General features: G+C 52.4%; 23 protein-coding genes and 1 tRNA gene. 7 read left to right on the top strand and 17 right to left on the bottom strand.

What is annotated here, in order from left to right:
* Nucleotides 1-13: 13 nt before the first annotated feature.
* The gene (gene ppa / locus KZZ10_RS04610; RefSeq protein WP_259660328.1) at nucleotides 14-553 is read right to left on the bottom strand and encodes an inorganic diphosphatase; all 540 of its coding nucleotides are present in this window, start codon (nucleotides 551-553) and stop codon (nucleotides 14-16) included.
* Nucleotides 554-731: 178 nt separating this feature from the next.
* Here ppa and KZZ10_RS04605 point away from each other — a divergent pair, with 178 nt between their 5' ends.
* Complete coding sequence (locus KZZ10_RS04605; protein ID WP_259660327.1) at nucleotides 732-2792, top strand: sodium-translocating pyrophosphatase; 2061 nt, start codon at nucleotides 732-734, stop codon at nucleotides 2790-2792.
* Nucleotides 2793-2860: 68 nt separating this feature from the next.
* A complete protein-coding gene (locus tag KZZ10_RS04600) occupies nucleotides 2861-3388 on the top strand; it encodes a TlpA disulfide reductase family protein (RefSeq protein ID WP_259660326.1) in 528 nt (175 codons plus the stop codon).
* A 46-nt stretch (nucleotides 3389-3434) separates the two neighbouring features.
* On the opposite strand, the gene KZZ10_RS04595 is transcribed toward KZZ10_RS04600, so the two are convergent.
* The 8 genes from KZZ10_RS04595 to soxC all read right to left on the bottom strand — a co-directional run bounded on the left by KZZ10_RS04595 (nucleotide 3435) and on the right by soxC (nucleotide 10476).
* Complete coding sequence (locus KZZ10_RS04595) at nucleotides 3435-3866, bottom strand: DsrE family protein (RefSeq protein ID WP_259660325.1); 432 nt, start codon at nucleotides 3864-3866, stop codon at nucleotides 3435-3437.
* Between the two features lie 2 nt (nucleotides 3867-3868).
* Nucleotides 3869-5587: a thiosulfohydrolase SoxB gene (gene soxB, locus KZZ10_RS04590; RefSeq protein WP_259660324.1), complete on the bottom strand. Its 1719-nt coding sequence runs from the start codon at nucleotides 5585-5587 to the stop codon at nucleotides 3869-3871.
* A gap of 44 nt (nucleotides 5588-5631) precedes the next feature.
* Nucleotides 5632-6264, bottom strand: a complete 633-nt coding sequence (gene soxX / locus KZZ10_RS04585) for a sulfur oxidation c-type cytochrome SoxX (protein WP_259660323.1) — start codon at nucleotides 6262-6264, stop codon at nucleotides 5632-5634.
* Nucleotides 6265-6280: 16 nt separating this feature from the next.
* Complete coding sequence (gene soxA, locus KZZ10_RS04580; protein ID WP_259660322.1) at nucleotides 6281-7081, bottom strand: sulfur oxidation c-type cytochrome SoxA; 801 nt, start codon at nucleotides 7079-7081, stop codon at nucleotides 6281-6283.
* Nucleotides 7082-7141: 60 nt separating this feature from the next.
* Nucleotides 7142-7456, bottom strand: a complete 315-nt coding sequence (gene soxZ / locus KZZ10_RS04575; protein ID WP_259660321.1) for a thiosulfate oxidation carrier complex protein SoxZ — start codon at nucleotides 7454-7456, stop codon at nucleotides 7142-7144.
* A 56-nt stretch (nucleotides 7457-7512) separates the two neighbouring features.
* Nucleotides 7513-7965, bottom strand: coding sequence for a thiosulfate oxidation carrier protein SoxY (soxY, locus tag KZZ10_RS04570; RefSeq protein ID WP_259660320.1), 453 nt, complete (start codon nucleotides 7963-7965; stop codon nucleotides 7513-7515).
* 65 nt (nucleotides 7966-8030) lie between these two features.
* Nucleotides 8031-9128 (bottom strand): c-type cytochrome, encoded by a 1098-nt coding sequence (locus tag KZZ10_RS04565; protein WP_259660319.1) that lies wholly within the window; start codon nucleotides 9126-9128, stop codon nucleotides 8031-8033.
* Nucleotides 9112-10476 carry a sulfite dehydrogenase gene (gene soxC, locus KZZ10_RS04560; protein ID WP_259660318.1) on the bottom strand — a complete coding sequence of 455 codons (1365 nt, stop codon included), beginning with the start codon at nucleotides 10474-10476 and terminating at the stop codon, nucleotides 9112-9114. Before soxC ends, KZZ10_RS04565 begins: the two co-directional genes overlap by 17 nt.
* Before the next feature lie 163 nt (nucleotides 10477-10639).
* On the opposite strand from soxC, the gene KZZ10_RS04555 reads away from it, so the two are divergent.
* The 3 genes from KZZ10_RS04555 (at nucleotide 10640) to KZZ10_RS04545 (ending at nucleotide 13250) form a co-directional block, all read left to right on the top strand.
* Nucleotides 10640-11539: a dienelactone hydrolase family protein gene (locus KZZ10_RS04555; protein WP_259660317.1), complete on the top strand. Its 900-nt coding sequence runs from the start codon at nucleotides 10640-10642 to the stop codon at nucleotides 11537-11539.
* Nucleotides 11540-11629: 90 nt separating this feature from the next.
* Nucleotides 11630-11962 carry a c-type cytochrome gene (locus KZZ10_RS04550; protein ID WP_259660316.1) on the top strand — a complete coding sequence of 111 codons (333 nt, stop codon included), beginning with the start codon at nucleotides 11630-11632 and terminating at the stop codon, nucleotides 11960-11962.
* Between the two features lie 10 nt (nucleotides 11963-11972).
* Nucleotides 11973-13250 carry an NAD(P)/FAD-dependent oxidoreductase gene (locus tag KZZ10_RS04545; protein ID WP_259660315.1) on the top strand — a complete coding sequence of 426 codons (1278 nt, stop codon included), beginning with the start codon at nucleotides 11973-11975 and terminating at the stop codon, nucleotides 13248-13250.
* A 61-nt stretch (nucleotides 13251-13311) separates the two neighbouring features.
* Here KZZ10_RS04545 and KZZ10_RS04540 read toward each other — a convergent pair.
* The 6 genes from KZZ10_RS04540 to petA form a co-directional block, all read right to left on the bottom strand.
* A tRNA-Thr gene (locus tag KZZ10_RS04540) sits at nucleotides 13312-13387 on the bottom strand.
* 84 nt (nucleotides 13388-13471) lie between these two features.
* Complete coding sequence (locus KZZ10_RS04535; protein WP_259660314.1) at nucleotides 13472-13909, bottom strand: ClpXP protease specificity-enhancing factor; 438 nt, start codon at nucleotides 13907-13909, stop codon at nucleotides 13472-13474.
* Nucleotides 13910-13951: 42 nt separating this feature from the next.
* Nucleotides 13952-14563, bottom strand: a complete 612-nt coding sequence (locus KZZ10_RS04530; protein ID WP_259660313.1) for a glutathione S-transferase N-terminal domain-containing protein — start codon at nucleotides 14561-14563, stop codon at nucleotides 13952-13954.
* Nucleotides 14564-14648: 85 nt separating this feature from the next.
* The gene (locus tag KZZ10_RS04525; RefSeq protein ID WP_259660312.1) at nucleotides 14649-15506 is read right to left on the bottom strand and encodes a cytochrome c1; all 858 of its coding nucleotides are present in this window, start codon (nucleotides 15504-15506) and stop codon (nucleotides 14649-14651) included.
* A gap of 19 nt (nucleotides 15507-15525) precedes the next feature.
* Nucleotides 15526-16905, bottom strand: a complete 1380-nt coding sequence (locus KZZ10_RS04520; protein ID WP_259660311.1) for a cytochrome b — start codon at nucleotides 16903-16905, stop codon at nucleotides 15526-15528.
* Nucleotides 16906-16964: 59 nt separating this feature from the next.
* Nucleotides 16965-17606, bottom strand: coding sequence for a ubiquinol-cytochrome c reductase iron-sulfur subunit (gene petA / locus KZZ10_RS04515; RefSeq protein WP_259660310.1), 642 nt, complete (start codon nucleotides 17604-17606; stop codon nucleotides 16965-16967).
* A gap of 183 nt (nucleotides 17607-17789) precedes the next feature.
* On the opposite strand from petA, the gene mscL reads away from it, so the two are divergent.
* Complete coding sequence (gene mscL, locus KZZ10_RS04510; RefSeq protein WP_375372535.1) at nucleotides 17790-18254, top strand: large conductance mechanosensitive channel protein MscL; 465 nt, start codon at nucleotides 17790-17792, stop codon at nucleotides 18252-18254.
* A gap of 5 nt (nucleotides 18255-18259) precedes the next feature.
* Here the strand turns inward: mscL and KZZ10_RS04505 are convergent, their stop codons facing one another.
* Entirely contained in the window at nucleotides 18260-19054 is a 795-nt protein-coding gene (locus KZZ10_RS04505; protein ID WP_259660309.1) for a Nif3-like dinuclear metal center hexameric protein, read from the bottom strand.
* Between the two features lie 18 nt (nucleotides 19055-19072).
* Between KZZ10_RS04505 and KZZ10_RS04500 the strand changes: the two genes are divergently transcribed.
* Nucleotides 19073-20233, top strand: a complete 1161-nt coding sequence (locus KZZ10_RS04500; RefSeq protein WP_259660308.1) for a S1C family serine protease — start codon at nucleotides 19073-19075, stop codon at nucleotides 20231-20233.
* Between the two features lie 15 nt (nucleotides 20234-20248).
* On the opposite strand, the gene KZZ10_RS04495 is transcribed toward KZZ10_RS04500, so the two are convergent.
* A complete protein-coding gene (locus tag KZZ10_RS04495; protein ID WP_259660307.1) occupies nucleotides 20249-20608 on the bottom strand; it encodes a helix-turn-helix domain-containing protein in 360 nt (119 codons plus the stop codon).
* Nucleotides 20609-20650: the final 42 nt, after the last annotated feature.

The following is a 20650-nucleotide window of genomic DNA, read 5'->3' as shown; positions in this document are numbered from 1 at the left end:
TTACAAAAGGGCGCTAGCCCTTTTTTTCAGCGTTGTAGCGCTCGATGCCGTCAAGTATTTCTTGGTGCGCGTCGTCTACACCACCCCAACCCTGGACCTTGACCCACTTGCCTTCTTCGAGATCTTTGTAGTGCTCGAAGAAGTGTTGGATCGCGTTTAGGCGCATCGGATGAATATCTGCAGCCTGCTTCCAGTGGCTGTAAATGGGCAAAATTTTGTCTTCTGGTACGGCGAGCAATTTGGCATCGTCACCGGCTTCGTCCGTCATTTTTAATACACCTAAAGCACGGCAGCGCACCACCACTCCTGGGATTACAGGGAAGGGAGTAATCACTAACACGTCTACGGGGTCACCATCGCCGGCGATTGTTTTTGGGATATATCCATAGTTACATGGGTAGTGCATTGAGGTACCCATAAAGCGATCAACGAAGATTGCGCCCGACTCTTTGTCGACCTCATATTTGATGGGGTCGGCATTCATCGAGATCTCAATAATCACATTGAATGATGCCGGGATCTTTTTGCCGGGCTTGACGTTGTCGAGACTCATGGGAACTCCGAGATAGGCTTAGTTAGTGAATACCCTAATCTTAACAAATAAACAAAGACTCCCTCTCAGTGCGAATCTGCGGGATACTGTCCCTGCCACTTTTTTGAGTGCTCGACTGGGAAATACCCTTGTCGGAATAACAAGTATTAAAGAGATAACACTTAAGGAGTTTTAGAGCATGAGCAACGTTACGTTGGGCCTCTATTTTGCCTTGGGCTGCGGAGTACTCGCGGTCATATATGGCTTTGTAGTGCGGTCCTGGATTTTGAGCCAAGGCACGGGTAATGCCAAGATGATGGAAATCGCAGCAGCGATCGAGCAAGGCGCTGGCGCTTACCTTTCCCGGCAGTACAAGACCATCGGTATCGTCGGCGTTGTACTTGCCATCTTGATAGCAGTGTTTCTTGATCAAGCGACGGCCGTCGGCTTCGTGATTGGTGCAGTGCTTTCCGGCGCCTGCGGTTTTATTGGTATGAACGTCTCGGTTCGCGCTAACGTGCGTACCGCCGAGGCTGCAACCAAAGGCATGAACGAAGCGCTTAACGTTGCCTTCAAGGGTGGCGCGATTACCGGCATGCTGGTGGTCGGTCTAGGCCTGCTCGGTGTTGGACTGTTCTATATGTACCTACAAGCCACCGGCGGTAGCAAGAGCATGTCTGCCATATTGCATCCATTGATAGGTCTGGCTTTTGGCTCTTCACTGATCTCGATCTTCGCGCGTTTGGGTGGAGGCATTTTCACCAAAGGCGCCGACGTTGGTGCGGATTTGGTGGGAAAGGTCGAAGCAGGTATTCCTGAAGATGACCCACGCAACCCAGCTGTGATTGCAGACAACGTGGGCGATAACGTTGGCGATTGCGCAGGGATGGCCGCAGACTTGTTTGAAACCTACGCCGTGACACTCATCGCGACGATGGTGTTAGGTGCGTTGATGATTAAGGTTGCCACTGCTGAGGCGGTCATTTACCCCTTGGTACTCGGTGGAATCTCGATCATTGCCTCGATCATTGGTTGCTCGTTCGTGAAAGCAACTCCCGGTATGAAAAACGTCATGCCTGCGCTGTACAAGGGTTTGGTCATTGCTGGTGTGATTTCTCTGGTTGCGTTCTATTTCGCGACGAATTGGATCATGCCTGACAACATCCTGGCTGACGTCGGTTTTGCCACGGGCGGCAAGATGCGCTTGTTCGGTGCAACAGTTGTTGGTTTGCTTCTGACAGCGGTGCTTGTTTGGATTACCGAGTACTACACTGGGACGGACTACGCGCCTGTTAAGCACATTGCTAAGGCGTCGAGCCAAGGCCATGGTACGAACATCATTGCTGGTTTGGGCGTGTCCATGCGTTCAACCGCTTGGCCTGTGCTGTTTGTATGTGCGGCCATTTACTCGGCCTATTGGTTAGGTGGCATTTACGGTATCGCAGTTGCTGCGACCTCGATGCTGTCCATGGCGGGTATTGTTGTGGCGCTGGATGCATATGGCCCCATCACCGATAACGCCGGCGGTATTGCCGAAATGGCTGGCTTGCCACAGTCGGTGCGTGACATTACCGATCCGCTTGATGCCGTCGGTAACACGACAAAGGCCGTGACAAAAGGTTATGCGATTGGATCAGCCGGCTTGGCTGCTCTGGTTCTATTTGCTGACTACACTCACACGCTTGAAGCAAACGGTGCAAAGGTCGTATTCGACCTGTCGGATCACCGGGTCATTATTGGTCTGTTTATCGGCGGCTTGATTCCATACCTCTTTGGTGCGATGGCGATGGAAGCGGTTGGCCGTTGTGCGGGTGCCGTGGTTGAGGAAGTGCGTCGCCAGTTCCGCGACATTAAAGGCATCATGGACGGCTCAGGTAAGCCTGAGTACGACAAGGCGGTTGATATGCTGACAACAGCCGCTATCAAAGAAATGATTATTCCTTCTTTGCTACCAGTCGTTGTGCCAATCGCCGTTGGTTTGTTACTAGGACCTGAGGCCTTGGGTGGTCTGCTGATGGGTACGATTGTGACGGGTCTGTTTGTCGCGATCTCCATGTGTACAGGTGGTGGCGCTTGGGATAACGCCAAGAAGTACATCGAGGAAGGTCATTACGGCGGCAAGGGCTCTGATGCCCATAAAGCTGCTGTGACGGGCGATACGGTGGGCGATCCCTACAAAGACACAGCAGGCCCTGCTGTGAACCCGCTGATCAAGATCATTAACATTGTTGCACTCTTGATTGTGCCGCTGATCGTTTAAACGACAGCTCAGCGAGTAAAGCCGCCCCAGGAGACTGTGGGCGGTTTTTTTTGGCTATGATGAAACATATGAAAAACACACTGACTCTTTGGCGCTTTCCGAATCTGCGCATTATTGCGATCCGTTTATTCATGGTGGCGATGATCGTGGGCGTTGCAGCACCGTCACCCGCGCAGGCTTTGAATGTGGGCGACACGCTCAAGCTTGGTCCCATCACCCTCATGGACGGTAAGGTGTTGACGCCTGAGGATTTGGCAGGCAAACACATCGTGTTGCAAATTTGGGCATCGTGGTGTCCGTATTGCCATCGCCAGAATCAAAACCTCATGCAACTTGCACGCGATACAAAAGGCAGCAATCTTGTTGTCGTCGGTCTGTCGATTGATAAGGATCCAAAAGCAGCTGCGCAGTATGTGCAGAAACACGGATTGAACTTTCCAGTCGCGATGATGACACCAGAGCTTGACCGAGCGATAGGCAAGCGTAAAGGAATACCAGAGCTTTACGTGTTGGACCCGAAGGGAAAGGTTTTACAAAAAGACACTGGCGAGATGATTGATCTCGATGTTTTTGAACTAGACCGATTCGGTAAATAAATGATCGACGCACCCATCGCTGCACGCGTGGGGCGTCAATCTTGATTTAAGGCTTGATGTAGGCGAATTTTTGCTTTGCTTGAAGCTCAGCGAGGCGGGCGACACCCGAGGGGGTGAAGTTGGCTTCAAGAACAAACTGGTCGCGTTTCAGATTACGATTTTTGAGCGTGATTTCGCACACTTCGAATACCACACCACGTGACACAAGGGCCGAGACGAGCGAGGCGTATTCAATTTTGCCACTTTTATCGCGCGCACCATCCATCAAAAAGTCGACACCATTTGCATGTGTCACGACACGGATCTTCGTCTGGGGTGCGACATCAAGATGATTACGAATGTTACGTAAACCTTTTATGCCCTGTGCGTCAGCATCATCGATGTGATAGACCACGCTGATAACATCTTGTGCCGTGGCGACAAAAGAAACCGTTGCACCAGCAACGACAATAGACAACGCAATGAGCCAGTTTTTCATGCTTAGCTTCCTATTCCTGGATTGTTAGCCGCACCCTTGATCAGAGGAAGACTTGGTGCTTTGGCTGACACGGTTTTGATATCGCGCAGATACGTGGCAATCACGTCCCAAATAGGCTCTCCACCCGCGTCTCGAGCGGCTTCCGAGACAGGTGCCCAGCCCGCAACCTTGTAGGTTTTGCTGGCCTCGATCGGCTTGTCGCCCAATCGCATATCAGAAATTCGGTTTCCAGCGCTCGCAGTAGGATCAATGCTGTACTGCATACCACCGACGCGCACCATATCGCCACCCTGTTGATAGTAGGGGTCGGGGTTAAAGAGGTTGTCCGCAACGTCTTCCAGAACCGTCTTAATCATCTCGCCGCTCATTGGGGTGAGCGTGGTGTAGGGATAGGTGATCGCGGTTTGATCTAGCAAGTGTTCCATTGTGATAGCTTGGCCTGGAAGCAGCGACGTACCCCAACGGAAGCCGGGTGAGAAAGCAATTTCGGCACCCTTCATTTTTATTAACCCGTCAACGATCAGTTGATCGAAGGATCCGTTAAAGTTACCGCGACGATAAAGTGTTCCTTCAGCGACCGCGAGCTTCTCAGCGAGTTTTGTTTCATAGGGAGCACGGATCTTGTCAATCAGCGCATTCATCTGCGCATCGGCGGGAAGTAAATCTGCAAATACGGGCAGCAGACGGTATCGGAAGTCAGACACTTTGCCGTCTTTCACGTCCAAGTCAAGAACGCCCAAAAACTTACTGTTCGAGCCTGCGTTCGTCACAAGCGTCACGCCACCGGGGTTAGACACTTTGACCGGAACCGGCACACCATCGTGCGTATGTCCACCCAAAATCGCGTCGATACCTCGAACACGGCTCGCCATCTTGAGGTCGACATCCATGCCGTTATGCGACAGCACGACTACGGCTTTCGCACCATTGGAGCGTGCGTGATCGACCGTCTTTTGCATGTTTTCTTCTTCGATGCCAAAGGACCAGTTTTCAACGAGGTAACGAGGATTAGCAATGGGCGTGTAAGGGAATGCTTGGCCGATGATGGCAACCTTGACGCCGTTCATTTCACGCATTGTGTATGCGTCGAAAACCGGATCTTCAAAATCTGTCGTCTTAATATTTTGCGCGACAAAGTTGACCTTTCCATCAAAATCTTTTTCGACAATTTCCTTGACCCGTGCCTCACCGAGCGTCATTTCCCAATGGGCGGTCATCACATCAACGCCCAAGGCTAGACAGGCATCCACCATATCTTGGCCCTTGGTCCATAATGCGGTACCTGACCCTTGCCACGTATCGCCCCCATCAAGTAACAACGCACCAGGGCGACTTGCACGAACTTGTTTAACCAAGGTGGCGAGATGCGCAAAGCCTCCGACCTTGCCGTATTGTGCAGCAGCTTTATCGAAATCCAAGTACGAGAATGCATGGGCCTCGCGCGAGCCGGGCTTGATTCCATAGTGCTTGAGCAGAGCGTCACCGACTAAGTGTGGCGCTTTGCCGAGTTGTCCACCGAATCCTAGATTGACGCTAGGTTCCCGAAAATAAATCGGCTTGAGCTGTGCATGGCAATCGGTGAAGTGCATGAAATGCACGTTACCGAATTTCGGTAGGTCGTAGAGATTCGCGGCAGACTGCGCCCGGGTCAGGTTTGAACCGAGCGATAAGCCGGCAGCAGAAGCTGCTGCCAGAACCTGTACAAATTCTCTACGACTCATGCCCATTTTTACTTCCTTACGGCGCTCAATGCGATTCGACTACTTTATTGATTAACAGGTGAGGCAGGATCAAGCAGTAACGCCATTACGTCTTTAATTTGCTGTTCGGTAAGCAAGTTAAAGTGCTGCATACGAGGCATATTGCTGCAAGCGTTATAGGCTTTAGAGTTGCTAATTCGATTCCAGGTGTAGGTCAGGATAACGTCGCTGTTGCCACGCGTTTTTCCGTAACCCAGTAAGGACGGACCAATCGTACCGTGAGAGATTTCTTGTTTTGAAACCTGATGGCAGTTGTAGCAGCCTCCGCCATTAACGGTTTTTAAAGAGTCGGTCCAAGTTGCACCACGCCCGCTTTGTGCAATCTTCTCGCCCGTAGCCCAGTTGCCTAAATATTTTCCGTCTGAGGGTGGCTTAATCGCAGCAAGTGCGGCAGCTTGCAGCGCCTCGGCTTTCTTCTTGCCCTCAGGGCTGTCACGAAACTTCTCATCCGAACAGAGTGCTTGGATCTCGTCTTGCTGAATGCGATCCAGCTTGGCAATTCCTTGCTCACGGAAGCTACGATCCATCACAGCTTGTACGGCGGGATCAACTTTTTGTGCCGTGGCGGTGGCACTTATCATGATGCTGCCTAGAGCCAAGGTGGTGCCAGCAGCCAGTTTGAGTAGTGTGTTGTTCATTTTTATCTCCCTGGAGTTAGCGTTTGAGGCCCGGTGTGTTCACCGTTCCGCCGTTTGCAGTGTTTGCCATAAACACGGACAGAGCGATTGTGACGTCGGAGCCGTAAATCGGGAAAGGCATACGCTGTTGACGATAGCAATCGTTCAGACGTTGTTGCATCGTCCAGAAGGTTCCGCTCGAAACGCGATAGGCAGGCCAGTTACCCCAACCTTCCGCCGCACCTTTCTGTACTGTCAGGTTAGGTAGATCTTGCATACGAATACGCTTGTTGTCCACCGCATGGCAAGAGGCACACGAGAAGTCCATCGGACCACCTTGTAGATAAAAGATCTTTTCACCCAGTGCGAGCATTTCTTTTTCTTTTGGGTGGTTCACTGATACGTTGATCTTCATCCCTTTCGATTGCGTGACGACATACGCGACGATCGCTTCGATATTCTTACGCACGCCCTTACCAAAGGAACCATTGACCATTTCAGCTTCTGGAATCCCTTGTAGGGTCGTCATGCAGGTCATCAAGCGCGATTCGAGATCTTGTACGCGATTGGTGTCGGCAAAATAGCGTGGCAGTTGTGCTGAAGCCCCTTTCACAACGCCTGGGCCAAGGCCAAGATCGCATTTTTCAAGCGAAGCCTTCTTAGGACCTGCAGGTTTTTCCCATAACTCTTCGCCCTCGGCTTCATATAATTCTGCGGGGTTGCCATCAGCCAGCATTTTGCGATATTCCGCAAGCTGGTCTGAGGCCGATTGCGCGAGTGTGATAGCAGATGAGCTGAGCAAGACGCTTGTCAGCCCAGCGAATAAGAACCGTTTCATGGTTGTCTCCATTTGTGCGAACCGCATAATCGCGGTTCGACTTTTACCGACATATCAAAATTATTTGACGTCTGTTTTATCCGTACGGGTCTCGTTTTTGTTATCGACCCAGGTCACGACGATCGTGTCGCCTTTCTTACCACTGCCTTTTAATTTGAATTGTAGGTAGGGGTCTTTTGATACTGCAGGCCCGAACTGTGCTGAGTAGACCAGTTTGTCACCGATCTTTGCTTCGAGCGTTGAAATAAACCAAGCGGGGATAGTTGCGCCCGCGGCGTCTTTACGTTGACCGGTTTCCATGTCGTGTTTCATCAGCACACGTACGTCCACTACCCCGTCTTTTTCGGTTGCACGAATGCGCATTGGGTTTGCCATGATTATCTCTCTTTGCTATGTTCAGTGTTTGTTCTGTACTTGCGACATCGGCACACTTAGCCGCCGCAGCCGCCTAGGGTTACCTTGACCTCTTTGGAAGTCATTAGCCACTTACCGTCTACTTTTGCCAGGGCAAAGACATTCGAGGTTTGCCCCATCTTGACGCGCGTGGATGCAAACGCCTCAGATCCGGCGGGAATAATAAACATTGCAGCGAGTGCGCTTGGGTTCTTTTCAACCAAGATGGCGAGCTCGGTGGCCTTAAGGTTTGTTTCAACACCGATTGGTACAACCGCACCGTTCTCTGCGATATCCGGTGCACGCAAGGTAATGGCATCCGATTTAGTTGGCGTGGCGCCACCAAAAACCTTGGCTACGTCATCGATGGATTTGGCTTCGAAGGCAGCCTTGTTCCAGGCGGCTGCTTCAGCCTGGGTCATCAGGCCGGCACTGGCCATGAGCCCGACTATTGCTGACATTTGCAGAAGTCTGCGACGTTGTACGTTCATGAGAGTTCCTTTACTGGATAAATAGATTGATAGTTGAATTCGTTTATAGGCGTAGGCGTTGATGCCTAGGGCGTCTTTAGCATCCATGTTACTAAACTCGTAATCTCCGCATCGGGCAATTGAGGATGCGGTGGCATGGGAATGGCGCCCCATGCGCCAGCGCCACCCAACTTAACCTTTGACGCTAGTTTAGCAACGACATCCTGATCTTTGTACTTTTTTGCTACCTCAGCGATGGAGGGGCCAACGCCCTTTGCGGCCGGCGCGTGACAGGCCGTACAGTTATGCTTTTGGAAGGCGGCTTGCAGTGTTGCCCCGTTGGCGGGGGCCGAGGTCGTCGAGGGAGAGGCACTTGCCGGGGCGGTTACTGCCGCGACTGGGGTGATAAAACCCGCTCCCGGGAGGCTTTTAAGCGGTGGTTTGGTGCTATCCGCCCCTCTAAAGGGACCAAAGCTACGATTTTGCTCGGCGATGTTTTCGTGGGCATTCCGCGCAAAATCCGGCAATGACGAGGTGATTTTGCCGTCAGGTAGGCAGTTGCTCATGCAGGCGTCGCCCTGTACGTCTGGTTTTCCTTCGATTGCCCACATCCCGTGTTGAGTTGTTGTGCCGTTTCGGTTTGGCATGCGTGCCTGTACGTCATTCATATTCTTATCGCTCAGGGTAAAGTCCTCAGGGACAATCTCCCCTAGCGCAAGAATGTAGGCAACCAATGCGTAGGTATCGTCCGCAGATAGTGTGCGAGGAGCGTTCCAAGGCATGGCGCGATAGATGTAGTCGTACAAGCTCGAGAGCGTGGAGACCCTCATCAGGGTCGAGCGCTGTGGCTGGTTGGGATCGGTGAGCGAGGCAACACGCCCCGTTTTGATGTCTTTCGCGGTTGTTCCACCGACGATCGGGGTGAACACTTCGTTCGATTCACCAAAAACACCATGGCAGTTCGCACACTTTGCTTCCCAGAGCTCTTGCCCCTGCTCTGCCGTTCCCGATCCTTTCGGGATGCCCTTGAAGTCAGGGCGTACATCAATATCCCATGCTGCAACTTCAGCGGGCGTGGCAGTGCGGCCTATACCAGGAAACTTCTTTGTATCTTGAGCATGGACCAAGCCACTCAGTAATGTGAGTGTCACGATGCCGGTTAGACGTTTAGCCAACTTGTACATTGCTGACCTCCCCGTTGGTGTCTACTTTCCAGGATTGAATCGCGTTATTGTGATAAATCGAACGAGTCCCGCGGACCTCGCGCAGCATTCTGTAGGACGGTTGAATATGGCCCGTATCGTCCGTAGCGCGCGACTGCAATATTGCAGGCTTCCCATCCCAAACCCAATCGATATTAAAGCGCGTGATGGCTTTGGTTAATACGGGGGTCTCCATGCGCGCTTCGCGCCAGTTGCGTCCGCCATCCACCGAGACGTCAACGCGCTTGATCTTGCCGCGACCAGACCATGCCATGCCGCTGATGTTGTAGAAGCCTGTTTCGAGCAGCTGCTGTCCGCCAGAGGGTGTGGTGATGACTGACTTGCACTCTTGAATTGAGGTGTATTGTCGGTGCATACCATCTGGCATCAAGTCCATGTAATGCACTGCTTCATCTTTTGAAGCGTAGGGCATATCGCCGACTTCTATCCGACGCAACCATTTCACCGAGCTGACGCCTTGGACGCCCGGGACGACCAAGCGCAATGGATAACCATTTTCTGGGCGCAGCATTTCGCCATTCATTCCCCAGACAACGAGCACATCATCGAGCGCCATTTCCATCGAGATGGTACGAGTCATACCCGAACCATCCCCACCTTCGGCCAGAATGTACTTGCCCTTTTTTGTGTCGGCTCCAGCCATGTCCAGCAGGATGGATAGGGGCACGCCGGTGAATTCGCAACAGGAAAGCATGCCGTGGGTGTATTGCACGGTAGGGACAGCAACGTTGCCCCATTCCATTCCTGTGTTCGCTCCGCATTCGATGAAGTGGATGCGTGAAACGGAAGGCAAACGCATCAGGTCTTCCATTGTGAAGACTAACTCCTGCTTGACCAAGCCATTGATCATGAGTCGATGTTTGGCAGGATCAATGTCGTACCAGCCCTGATGGTGGCGCTCGAAATGCAGGCCGTTGGGCGTGATGATCCCAAACAGTCCCTGTAGTGGAGCAAACGCAACCGAAGCGGCTGAAACGCGTGTTAGGCCAGGCGATTCGCGACGTTGTAGATTTGCCTCGTACTTGGAGGGCATGCCATAGGGTTTGGCGGCAACAGGTTGGCCTAGCGTGGTCTGCCAAACCTGTTTTTCAAGAATGTTCGGGTCGCCTTTGGCGCCTTGGGCAAGCGCCGCTGCTGTTGCGGTGCTAGCGCCAGCTGCCATCGCTGTTAAAAAGCTGTTTCGTAGGAAACTGCGTCGTGCCTCGGTAATCCCGTTTGCCGATACTTCTGAGGCAAGCTCAGCAGGAACAAAGTTTTCTGGCGCTCGCTTAAGTCGACCCAGCTTTAGCCGCAGATCATTCGTTTTCAAGAGGCCTCCTACGCAAAGAAAAAATAGTGGCTGACACAGCTATATTTTTTAGTTATAAATAAAGATGTAAAAGTAATATAACAATAAAGCGATGGATATTCAGGCATACCCTAGGGTAGACTGACCTGAATAACTAAAAAATGTTTTGCTTAGCGGAGATCCCATGCATTCAGACCAGATTAACGACATTGAGGCGCTAGCAGGTAAGCCACGCCGTTCTCGCCGAGAGTTTTTGCGCAACACGACGGCTGCAACGGCCTGTTTAGGATTTGCGTCGGTCGCTGAACCAACCTTTGCTCAGGTGATTCAAACCAACTTCGATGGCATCGAGGCCGGAGAAGAGACCATCAAGGACGGCGACACTGAGTTATATGCCTACGTAGCGAGGCCAAAGAATACTGCCGGAAAATTACCGGTCGTTGTGATCGCCAGTGAAATCTTTGGTGTGCACGAATATATAGCGGATGTTGCGCGACGCTTTGCAAAACAGGGATATCTCGCCATAGCACCAGAATTCTTTACGCGAGCAGGAGACCCTAGCTCTCTTGGCACGATGGCAGAGATCATGGCCCAAATCGTCAGTAAGACCCCAGACAAACAAGTGATGGGCGACATCAGTATTGCGCTCAAATGGGCAGGACAAAAAGGCGGCGACTTGGAGCGTGTGGGCATGACGGGCTTTTGTTGGGGCGGCCGCATTACATGGTTGGCATGCGCCAATCTGCCGCAAATACGTGCGGGCGTAGCCTGGTATGGGAGACTTGTTGGGGATAAAAGTGAAAACTTCCCTGCGCATCCCGTTGATCTGGCGACGCAGTTGAAGGCGCCCGTACTAGGTCTGTATGGCGGCAAAGACACGGGGATAGGCTTGGATACTGTGGACCAAATGAAGCAGGCACTCGCTGCGGCGAAAGACAACAAGGCAGCAGGTGCCTCTCGTTTTGAGATATATCCAGAAGCACCTCACGCGTTTCACGCGGATTATCGCGCGACCTATCAAGCAGGTCCCGCGAAAGACGGTTGGGAAAAATGCTTACAGTGGTTTAAGACGCATGGCGTCTGATTGGGCACGAGGGTAAGTATGAATTGCTAGTGACTTGCCCTCGAGCGATTATTAAAGCAAATATTTATAGATATTAGGAGACGGACCATCATGGCAAGTGTTTCATTACAAAAGGGATTGCTCGCTGCCGGCGTTTGCGCAGCGATGTTTGCGGCGACTGCATCCGCTCAAGATATCCAGGCCCAGCGACTATACGCACAAAGTCTAGCGGCGACCTGTGCGAACTGTCATGGCACGAACGGCGTGAGCGCACCGGGTGCGACCATGCCCGTTATTAACCAACTGACAAGCTCTGCAATGTATGAACAACTGCAAGCTTATAAGACAGGTGCCCGTACAGGAACGATCATGCATCAACTTGCGAAAGGCTATACCGACGAACAGTTGAAAATCATTGCCGATGTACTCGGCAAGAAGAACTAAGGGGATAAGAATGAATCGTCGAATTTTTCTGGGACAAAGCGCCGCAGTCGCCGGACTTGCGATGGGCGTGAGCACACAAACGCGCGCCAATACGCTGAAGTCGGCACAGATCGTGGTGGTCGGTGCTGGCTATGGCGGTGCCACAGCCGCCAAGTATTTGCGTTTGCTCTCGAACAACACTGCACAAGTGACATTAATCGAGCCCAATGCACAATTTATTTCGTGTCCGATGTCTAACTTGGTTGTGGGGGGCTCTCGCCAAATTGCTGAGATCACTTCGCCCTACGCCGGGCTGGAAAAAAATCATGGCGTCAAGATGGTCAAAGATTCGGTCGCGAGTATTGACGCAACGAAAAAAACGGTGCTGCTTGCATCAGGTAAGACCGTCAAATACGACAAGCTCGTGTTGTCGCCAGGCATCGGCCTGATGATGGAGAGTATCGAAGGACTGGATGCTGCTAACAAAGCAGGCGTCACGTTACAAGCATGGAAGGCTGGTCCGGAAACTGTCGCATTACACAAGCAGATCGCTGATATGAAAGACGGCGGTGTGTATGCACTATCGATCCCGATGGCACCTTATCGTTGCCCTCCCGGCCCGTACGAACGCGTGTGCCAGGTTGCAAACTATCTGAAGAAGCACAAACCCAAATCTAAAGTGTTGGTGTTAGACGCGAATCAAGACGTGACGTCTAAAGGTAAGCTGTTCAAGGAGGCCTGGGCCAAGATGTACCCAGGCATTATTGAATACAGGCCTGAGCACAACGTGACGGCAGTAGATGCCAAAACACGAACACTCAAGTTTGATGTTCAGGATGACATTAAGGCAGACGTGCTCAATGTGTTGCCTCTAATGCGCGCCGGAGATCTTGTTGTGAAAGCGGGGCTTGCCGATGCAAATGGTCGGTGGTCCACGGTTAACTATCTGAACTTTGAATCAACGAAAGCAAAAGACGTGCACATCATCGGCGATTCGATTCAGGTCGCGCCGCTGATGCCTAAGTCAGGGCACATGGCCAATCAGCACGCTAAGGTTACTGCTGCGGCAATCGTCGCTGAGTTGGCAGGAATTGCAATTAATCCGCAACCTGTGTTGACCAATACCTGTTACAGCTTTGTCAATGAGTCAGAGGTCGTTCACGTGGCGAGCGTGCATCAATACGTCGCCGCTGAAAAAACGTTCAAAACGGTAGCGGGTTCGGGCGGACTTTCAACCGCGCCAACAGCGCTCGAAGGAACCTACGCATGGGGCTGGGCCAAAAACATTTGGTCTGATGCGCTAGTGTAGGTTTATTGCGCAGCAATAAAGAAAACGGGCTGCTTCCTTTTAAGGAGCAGCCCGTTTGATTTGGTGCCGGAGAAAGGAATCGAACCCTCGACCTTCTCATTACAAGTGAGCTGCTCTACCAACTGAGCTACTCCGGCATTTTGCTTTTATTTCAAAGCGGCACGAATTATAAATGATTTGTTCGGACTAGGTTGTCTTGCGCAAATCCTGTTTATACGAGCCTATTTCACGACGGTAAGTCTAGGCTTCTTGGGGTCCGGCGACGGTGTTGGGGCATCGCTTGCCTTGGTGGGTTCTGCGGTCGCTGGTTTCGCTGAGGCGGGCGCTTGTGCTGTGAGTTCGGCACTTTGTTCGACTTCAAAACCCATACCTGCGCCAGTTTCACGAGCGTAGATCGCAGTCACCGTTGCAATCGGCACATACAGATTTTCGGTCACACCACTAAAGCGTGCTTGAAACTCAATGGCGTCATTACCTAATACCAAACGATTGGTCGCGAGCGAGCCAATGTTCAGGGTGATTTGACCATCACGAACATGCGCAGGTGGGACCATCGTATTGGCATCAACACGCGCCACGATATGTGGTGTGTAGCCATTGTCCGTACACCACTCGTGCAGAGCACGAATCATGTACGGTTTTGTGGAGCTTTCAGCCATTGCGGTATGCGGCGACGTTACGTTTCAAGTGCTGCCCCGCAATTAGCGGCGCATCACCTTTTCGGATGGCGTTAATGCTTCGATATAGGCGGGACGCGAAAAAATACGCTCGCCGTATTTCTGAATCGGTGCCGCAGTTTTCGGCAACTCAATTCCGTAGTGATCAAGGCGCCAAAGCAACGGAGCCATTGCAACGTCGAGCATTGAGAACTCTTCGCCAAGCATATACTTGTTCTTGAGTAGCAGGGGTGCAAGTTGTGACAGACGGTCACGGACTGCAGCTCGCGCCACATTCAGACGCTTCTCGTCGCTGCGCAAAGCGCGGTCTTCGAGAGCCGCCACATGGATGAAGAGCTCTTTTTCAAAGTTATACAAGAACAGGCGAGTACGCGCACGCATCACCGGATCCGCGGGCATTAATTGAGGATGTGGAAAGCGCTCATCAATGTACTCGTTGATGATATTGGATTCATACAGAATCAAATCGCGCTCGACCAGGATAGGTACTTGGCCATAAGGGTTCATCACCGCAATGTCTTCCGGCTTGTTGTACAAGTCGATGTCGCGGATTTCAAAATCCATACCCTTTTCGAACAACACAAAGCGGCAGCGATGTGAAAATGGGCAGGTGGTTCCAGAGTAGAGGACCATCATGATGGATTTCCGTCCTAAAAATGAATGCGGATAAAAGCGAAAGGCCAGCGTCTACGTCGAGCAGACGCTGGCCCGAAAAAACAACTTACTTGACGTGCTTCCAGAACGATGCGTTCAGGCGCCAAGCAATCACAAAGAAAATAGACAAGAAAAGTAAGACCCAGACACCGATTTGCTTACGTTTTTGCTGAACAGGCTCAGACATCCAGGTCATGAAGGCGGTCAAGTCAGCCATGTCGCTGTCGTAAGCCGCTGTACGTTGGGGCTCGAGGGATTTGAACTTATGGTCTACGCTTGCTTTGCCCCGGTAGTTCGCTAACGGCTCGACTTTCGAGGTGGCATAGCCGCTTGCATCAACCGTTGTAACGATGCGCTCCCAACCTGCAGGCTTGCCAGACTGTGCTGGCGCCTGGTGCACGGTGGTTGTCGTCAACTCGCGCAGTCCCTGACGCTCCCAAAGCACATGGGGCATACCCGAGTTTGGAAACGCTAGGTTATCCCATCCCGTAGGCTTGCTTGCATCTCTGTAGTAAGTGCGCAAATAGGTATAAATGTAATCGGATCCAGTTGGGCCGGCATTGATGGATTTCGCTCTTGCCATCACCGACAAATCAGGCGGTGTTGCACCAAACCAGATTTTCCCGTCCTTGGCCGATACTGAGCCCATCATCAAATCGCCGACTTTTTCGCCAGTGAACAACAAGCTTTCTCTGATTTGCTGGTCGGTCAGGCCAATGTCCTTGAGCTTGTTGTAGCGCATAGACGATGCGCTGTGACAGTTCAAGCAGTAGTTGACGAACAGCTTGGCACCGTTCTGCAGCGCAGCGAGATCACTAATGCGGTTTGGTGCTTTTTCGAGGGGGAATGCTCCGCCCGCAGCATGCGCACCTGAGCAGGTGATTACTAGGGCAAGAGCACAAAGCAGCTTCTTGATCATGGTCATTCCGTAATTAAAGTTAGGCTCAATGCGCGTGGAACGTGACGCGGTCAGGGACCGGCTTAAACGTACCCAGGCGGCTCCATACTGGCATCAGAAAGAAAAACCCCAGATAGATGAGCGTGCCAATTTGCGACATCAGGTTAAAAATGTCAGTCGGTGCTTGGGTGCCGAGGTAACCCAACACGATAAAGTTTGCAAAGAAGATGCCGTAAAGCGTCTTGTGCCAGCCTGGACGGTAGCGGATCGACTTGACAGGGCTGTAGTCGAGCCAAGGCAGGAAGAACAACAAGACCACTGCGCCACCCATGGCGACCACACCCCAGAATTTTGCATCAATCAGGCGCAGAAGCACTGCTACGGCGAGCAACACGATTGGAGCGATCAGTTTGACGAGGCCTTTGGTACGCAGAAACAAGACGATTGCAGCCAGAACAGCACCACCTGCCAAGACCCATGTGAAGTCGTCGGTCGTTGCGCGCAGCATCGAATAGAACGGCGTGAAATACCAGACTGGGGCAATGTGCAGTGGTGTTACCAGTGGATTGGCTGGGACGAAGTTGTTGAACTCTAAGAAGTAGCCCCCCATCTCAGGCGCAAAGAAAATAATTGCCATGAAGATGATCATGAAGCCTGCAACACCTAGGATATCGTGCACGGTGTAGAAAGGATGGAAAGGAATGCCATCCAGAGGGCGACCGTATTTGTCCTTTTTGGCTTTGATATCAACACCGTCAGGGTTGTTCGAGCCAACCTCGTGCAGTGCAATGACGTGTGCCGCGACTAAGCCCAGTAAGACTAAGGGGATCGCAATCACGTGGAAGGCAAAGAAGCGGTTGAGTGTCGCGTCGGAGACCACGTAATCACCGCGAATCCAGATCGAAAGCTCAGGGCCGATGAAAGGAATCGCTGAAAACAGGTTCACAATCACCTGCGCACCCCAAAACGACATCTGGCCCCAAGGTAGGAGGTAGCCAAAGAACGCTTCTGCCATCAGACACAAGAAAATGCCGACACCAAAGATCCAGACGAGCTCGCGTGGCTTACGGTACGAGCCATAAATCAACGCGCGCGTCATGTGGAGATACACCACGACGAAGAACATCGAGGCGCCGGTTGAGTGCATATAGCGGATAAACCATCCACCAGGCACTTCGCGCATGATGTATTCAACGGATTGGAAAGCAAACTGCGCATCTGGTTTGTAGTGCATGACCAGAAAGATTCCGGTCACGATCTGCAGCACGAGCACCAGCAGAGATAGTGAGCCGAAGAAATACCAGAAGTTGAAATTTTTCGGTGCATAGTATTCGGACAGATGCGCTTTGTAGCTTGATGTCAGCGGAAAGCGACGGTCTATCCAGCCTAACAGTCCGGTCGTTTCGACGGATTTTTCGCCAGCCATGAAACGGCTCCTTTTACTTTGATCAGTATCGCGTTATGCGGGGTGGTTCAGGGGGCGGGTTAGGCCTTGTTGGTCTCGTCTACACCAATAATGATGCGGGTATCGCTCAGGTATTGGTATGGCGGCACTTCGAGGTTGTCTGGGGCAGGCTTGTTTTTGTAAGCGCGCCCGGCCATGTCGAAGGTCGATCCGTGACAAGGGCACAAGAAGCCACCATCCCAATTGTTGGGCAGGCTAGGCTGTGGCCCTGTTGTAAATTTTGGCGTCGGTGAGCAACCCAAGTGTGTGCAGATGCCAACAGCAACGAAGAGGTCTGGCTTACGCGAACGCCACTCGTTCTTTGCATAAGGAGGCGTGAAGCCAGGACGCAAGGATTTTGGATCTGCGAGTTCAGCATCGTTTTGCTTGAGCGAGCCGAGCTGTTCCTTGGTGCGGTTGATAATCCAGACCGGCTTACCGCGCCATTCGACCGTGCGCATTTCGCCCGGTGCGAGGGTGCTGACATCTACTTCAACCGGAGCGCCCGCTGCGCGAGCTTTTTCGCTGGGCGCAAACGTGCTGACAAAGGGGACGGCGAGCGCCGCTCCAGCTGCTCCGCCAACGGCACAGGTCGTGCCGATCCAGAAGCGACGTGAGGGGTCTGACGGCAGGGTTGGGGGTACCGCGCCTTCGTCGTCGTGCACAATCGAATCGTGACTCATCTTCTATCCTTATCGCAGCCAATGTGTTTGAGCCAACACATTGCAGACTAGTTCATTGCAGGCCAGCAGAGATGTTCCCGGACAGGTTGCCCTGGTCAGATCGCAAATAAGCATTTGCTGCAACTTAAATTAACCCCTTATTATAGCGCTAGCTAAGACGGACTCACAGTAAGGAAAAGAGAAATGATTCAAGGCAAAGAGATTTTGAAGGAATCGCGCGGGATATTTAAGGAATTCCGCGAGTTTGCTGTACGAGGTAACGTGGTTGACCTCGCAATCGGCGTCATTGTGGGAGCAGCATTTGGCAAAATTGTCGACTCCCTTGTTAAGGATATCGTCATGCCAGTCGTCAACTTTTTGGTTGGTGGCTCGATGGACTTCAGTAATAAGTTTTTGGTGTTATCCCGTCCTGCGGGGTATGTAGGGCCCGAGACCTATGCGGACCTGACGAAGGCTGGCGCAACAATTTTTGCCTGGGGCAACTTTTTAACCATTGTCATCAACTTTATTTTGTTGGCTTTTGTGATCTTTTGGATGGTGAAAGCGATCAACACGGCACGCAAGAAGATGGACTTGGAGGCCGCTCCGCCCCCGGTGCCGGAGAACGTGCTGTTGTTACGCGAAATTCGCGATTCGCTTAAAAAATAAGCAGATTAGACCGGGTTGTCGATATCTATAAAGTCAACCTTGAGGCCAAACTGCTGTTGGACCGCCAGGGCCAGTGCCTGGACGCCATAGCGTTCAGTTGCATGGTGCCCGGCGCCGATGAAACCCACCCCAGATTCGCGGGCGAGGTGAACGGTGGGCTCTGAGACTTCTCCGGTAATAAAGACGTTTGCGCCCGCATCGATTGCCTCGCTAAACATTCCTTGTGCTGCGCCTGTGCACCAAGCGATCGTTTGCGCCGGCTGATCGACTGCGCCAACCACGAGCGGTTCACGCCCCAGGCGTGCTGCAACTTGTTTGGCCACCTGACCAAGCGTAGCCGCACCCGGCATGGAGCCGAGCCAAATAAGGTTTGAAGCGCCTGCCGTTCGAGGCGGGCTGGTGGGATCGCTTGCGTCGGGCTGTTGCCGATCTGCCACAAGACCCAAGCGCGAGGCGAGCTGTGCATTGTTGCCCAACGTCGGATGTGCATCAAGAGGCAGGTGATAGGCGATTAAATTGATATTTGCTGCCAGCAGCGCAGCAAGCCGCGTGCGTTGTGTTCCTCGCACGCGCGGATCTTCACCCCGCCAAAACCAGCCGTGGTGCACCAAGATTGCGTCTGCACCTCGGTCAATCGCGACCTCAATTAACGCCTGACTGGCGGTGACGCCCGCGATAATATGGGACACTCGCTCACAACCCTCGACTTGCAAGCCATTGGGGCAGTAGTCTTTGAATGACGAAGCCTTAAGTGTGGCATCGAGCCAAGCGCAGAGCTCGCGGGTCGAAACTGAGGTCATATTTTTCCTGAAATCAAAATGCGTCGAATTTGGTTGATCTTTGCTCAAGCGGTAACGGTATGTTTAGCGATTTTATTCGTGGTGGTGACTTTACGCCCGGATTGGTTGGCCCGTGGAGAAAAACAAATCGTTACGGTCGGGGCGTCGGTGGCCCCTTTGGTGAAGGGACAAGGGCAAGGCATTGCTGCGCCTGGTTCCTATTCTGATGCGGTGGCTTTGGCGGCACCCGCTGTTGTGAATATCCACACCACGAAACGCATTGTGGCACCTCGCATTGTTCTACCGCCCGATCCCGTTTTACGAAAATTTTTCGAACAGATGCCGGGCTATAAGCAGCAGCAACAGGCGACTAGTCTTGGCTCGGGTGTGATTGTGTCAGCAGCAGGACACATCGTGACCAATTTCCACGTTATTAATGGTGCAGATGAGATCCTCGTGGCCTTGCACGACGGACGCCAGACAAGTGCGAAAGTAATTGGCGTGGATCCAGACTCCGATCTCGCCGTATTAAAAATACAACTGCCAGCCCTGCATGCTCTTGGTTTTATGACAGATGAAACACCGCGCGTCGGTGACGTTGTGCTGGCAATCGGTAACCCTTTTGGAGTGGGGCAAACGATCACGATGGGGATTGTTTCTGCGCTTGGCCGCCAAGGGCTAGGCATTAATACCTACGAAAACTTTATCCAAACGGATGCAGCAATTAACCCAGGCAATTCAGGGGGAGCGCTTATCGATACGCTTGGCCGTTTAGTTGGGATTAACACAGCGATTTATTCTAAAACCGGGGGTTCGCTTGGAATTGGCTTTGCGATTCCAGCGGGGGCAGCACAAAAGGTATTGGAACAAATCATTGCGCACGGACACGTTAAACGAGGCTGGCTAGGCATTGAGCCACAGGACATGACTGCTGACCTGGCAAAGGCGTTTGGGCTAGAGCGCCCCAGCGGTGTGATTATCGCGGGCTTATTGCGTGACGGCCCGGGTGCCAAAGGCGGGTTACGTGTGGGCGACATTGTCCAAACGATGGACGGTCGCCCAGTAGGAGACACTCCTAAACTCATGGCGCGCATCGCTGCCAAGGAGCCGGGTGAAAAGATCGAGCTAGGCGTTTACCGAAACGGAAAAACACAAAGCCTCTCGCTTGTCGCGGGCTTGCGACCGGTTCGGCCGCAATAAGCCCACGGACAAACCTTAGTTGGCAGTAGTTGGTTGCGCTGTGTTGCCGTTGCTCGCGCTGCTGTTGCTTGGCGGGTTCGCCGCGATGAGCGATTCAGCCTGGGTAAGCAAGGGTCGCCGAGTATTGGCATCAAGGTGGTAAAAAATCTCTTGAAGGCGCGCTTGCTCGTCATCAGCGGTGTAAAACCAGCTGACGGGCATGTTTAAGATTTCTGCCACACGACACATCAGTTGATAGTCGGGCGAATGTTTGCCACGCTCATACTGATTCATCCGCGCGCTAGCGGACATGGGGTCGATTCCGGCAAGTTTGCCGAGTTTTTCCTGAGACAAGCCGGCGCGCAGACGGGCTTGTTTAAGACGATGAGCGAGCACGATGATCCCTTTAAGGTTCGATAGGTTCCGCCAAAATAGGCA

Origin of the sequence: Zwartia hollandica, from assembly GCF_019923725.1 — a bacterium.
In the GTDB taxonomy this organism is placed as follows: domain Bacteria; phylum Pseudomonadota; class Gammaproteobacteria; order Burkholderiales; family Burkholderiaceae_B; genus Zwartia; species Zwartia hollandica.
This window is presented reverse-complemented; position numbering and strand designations above follow the sequence as displayed.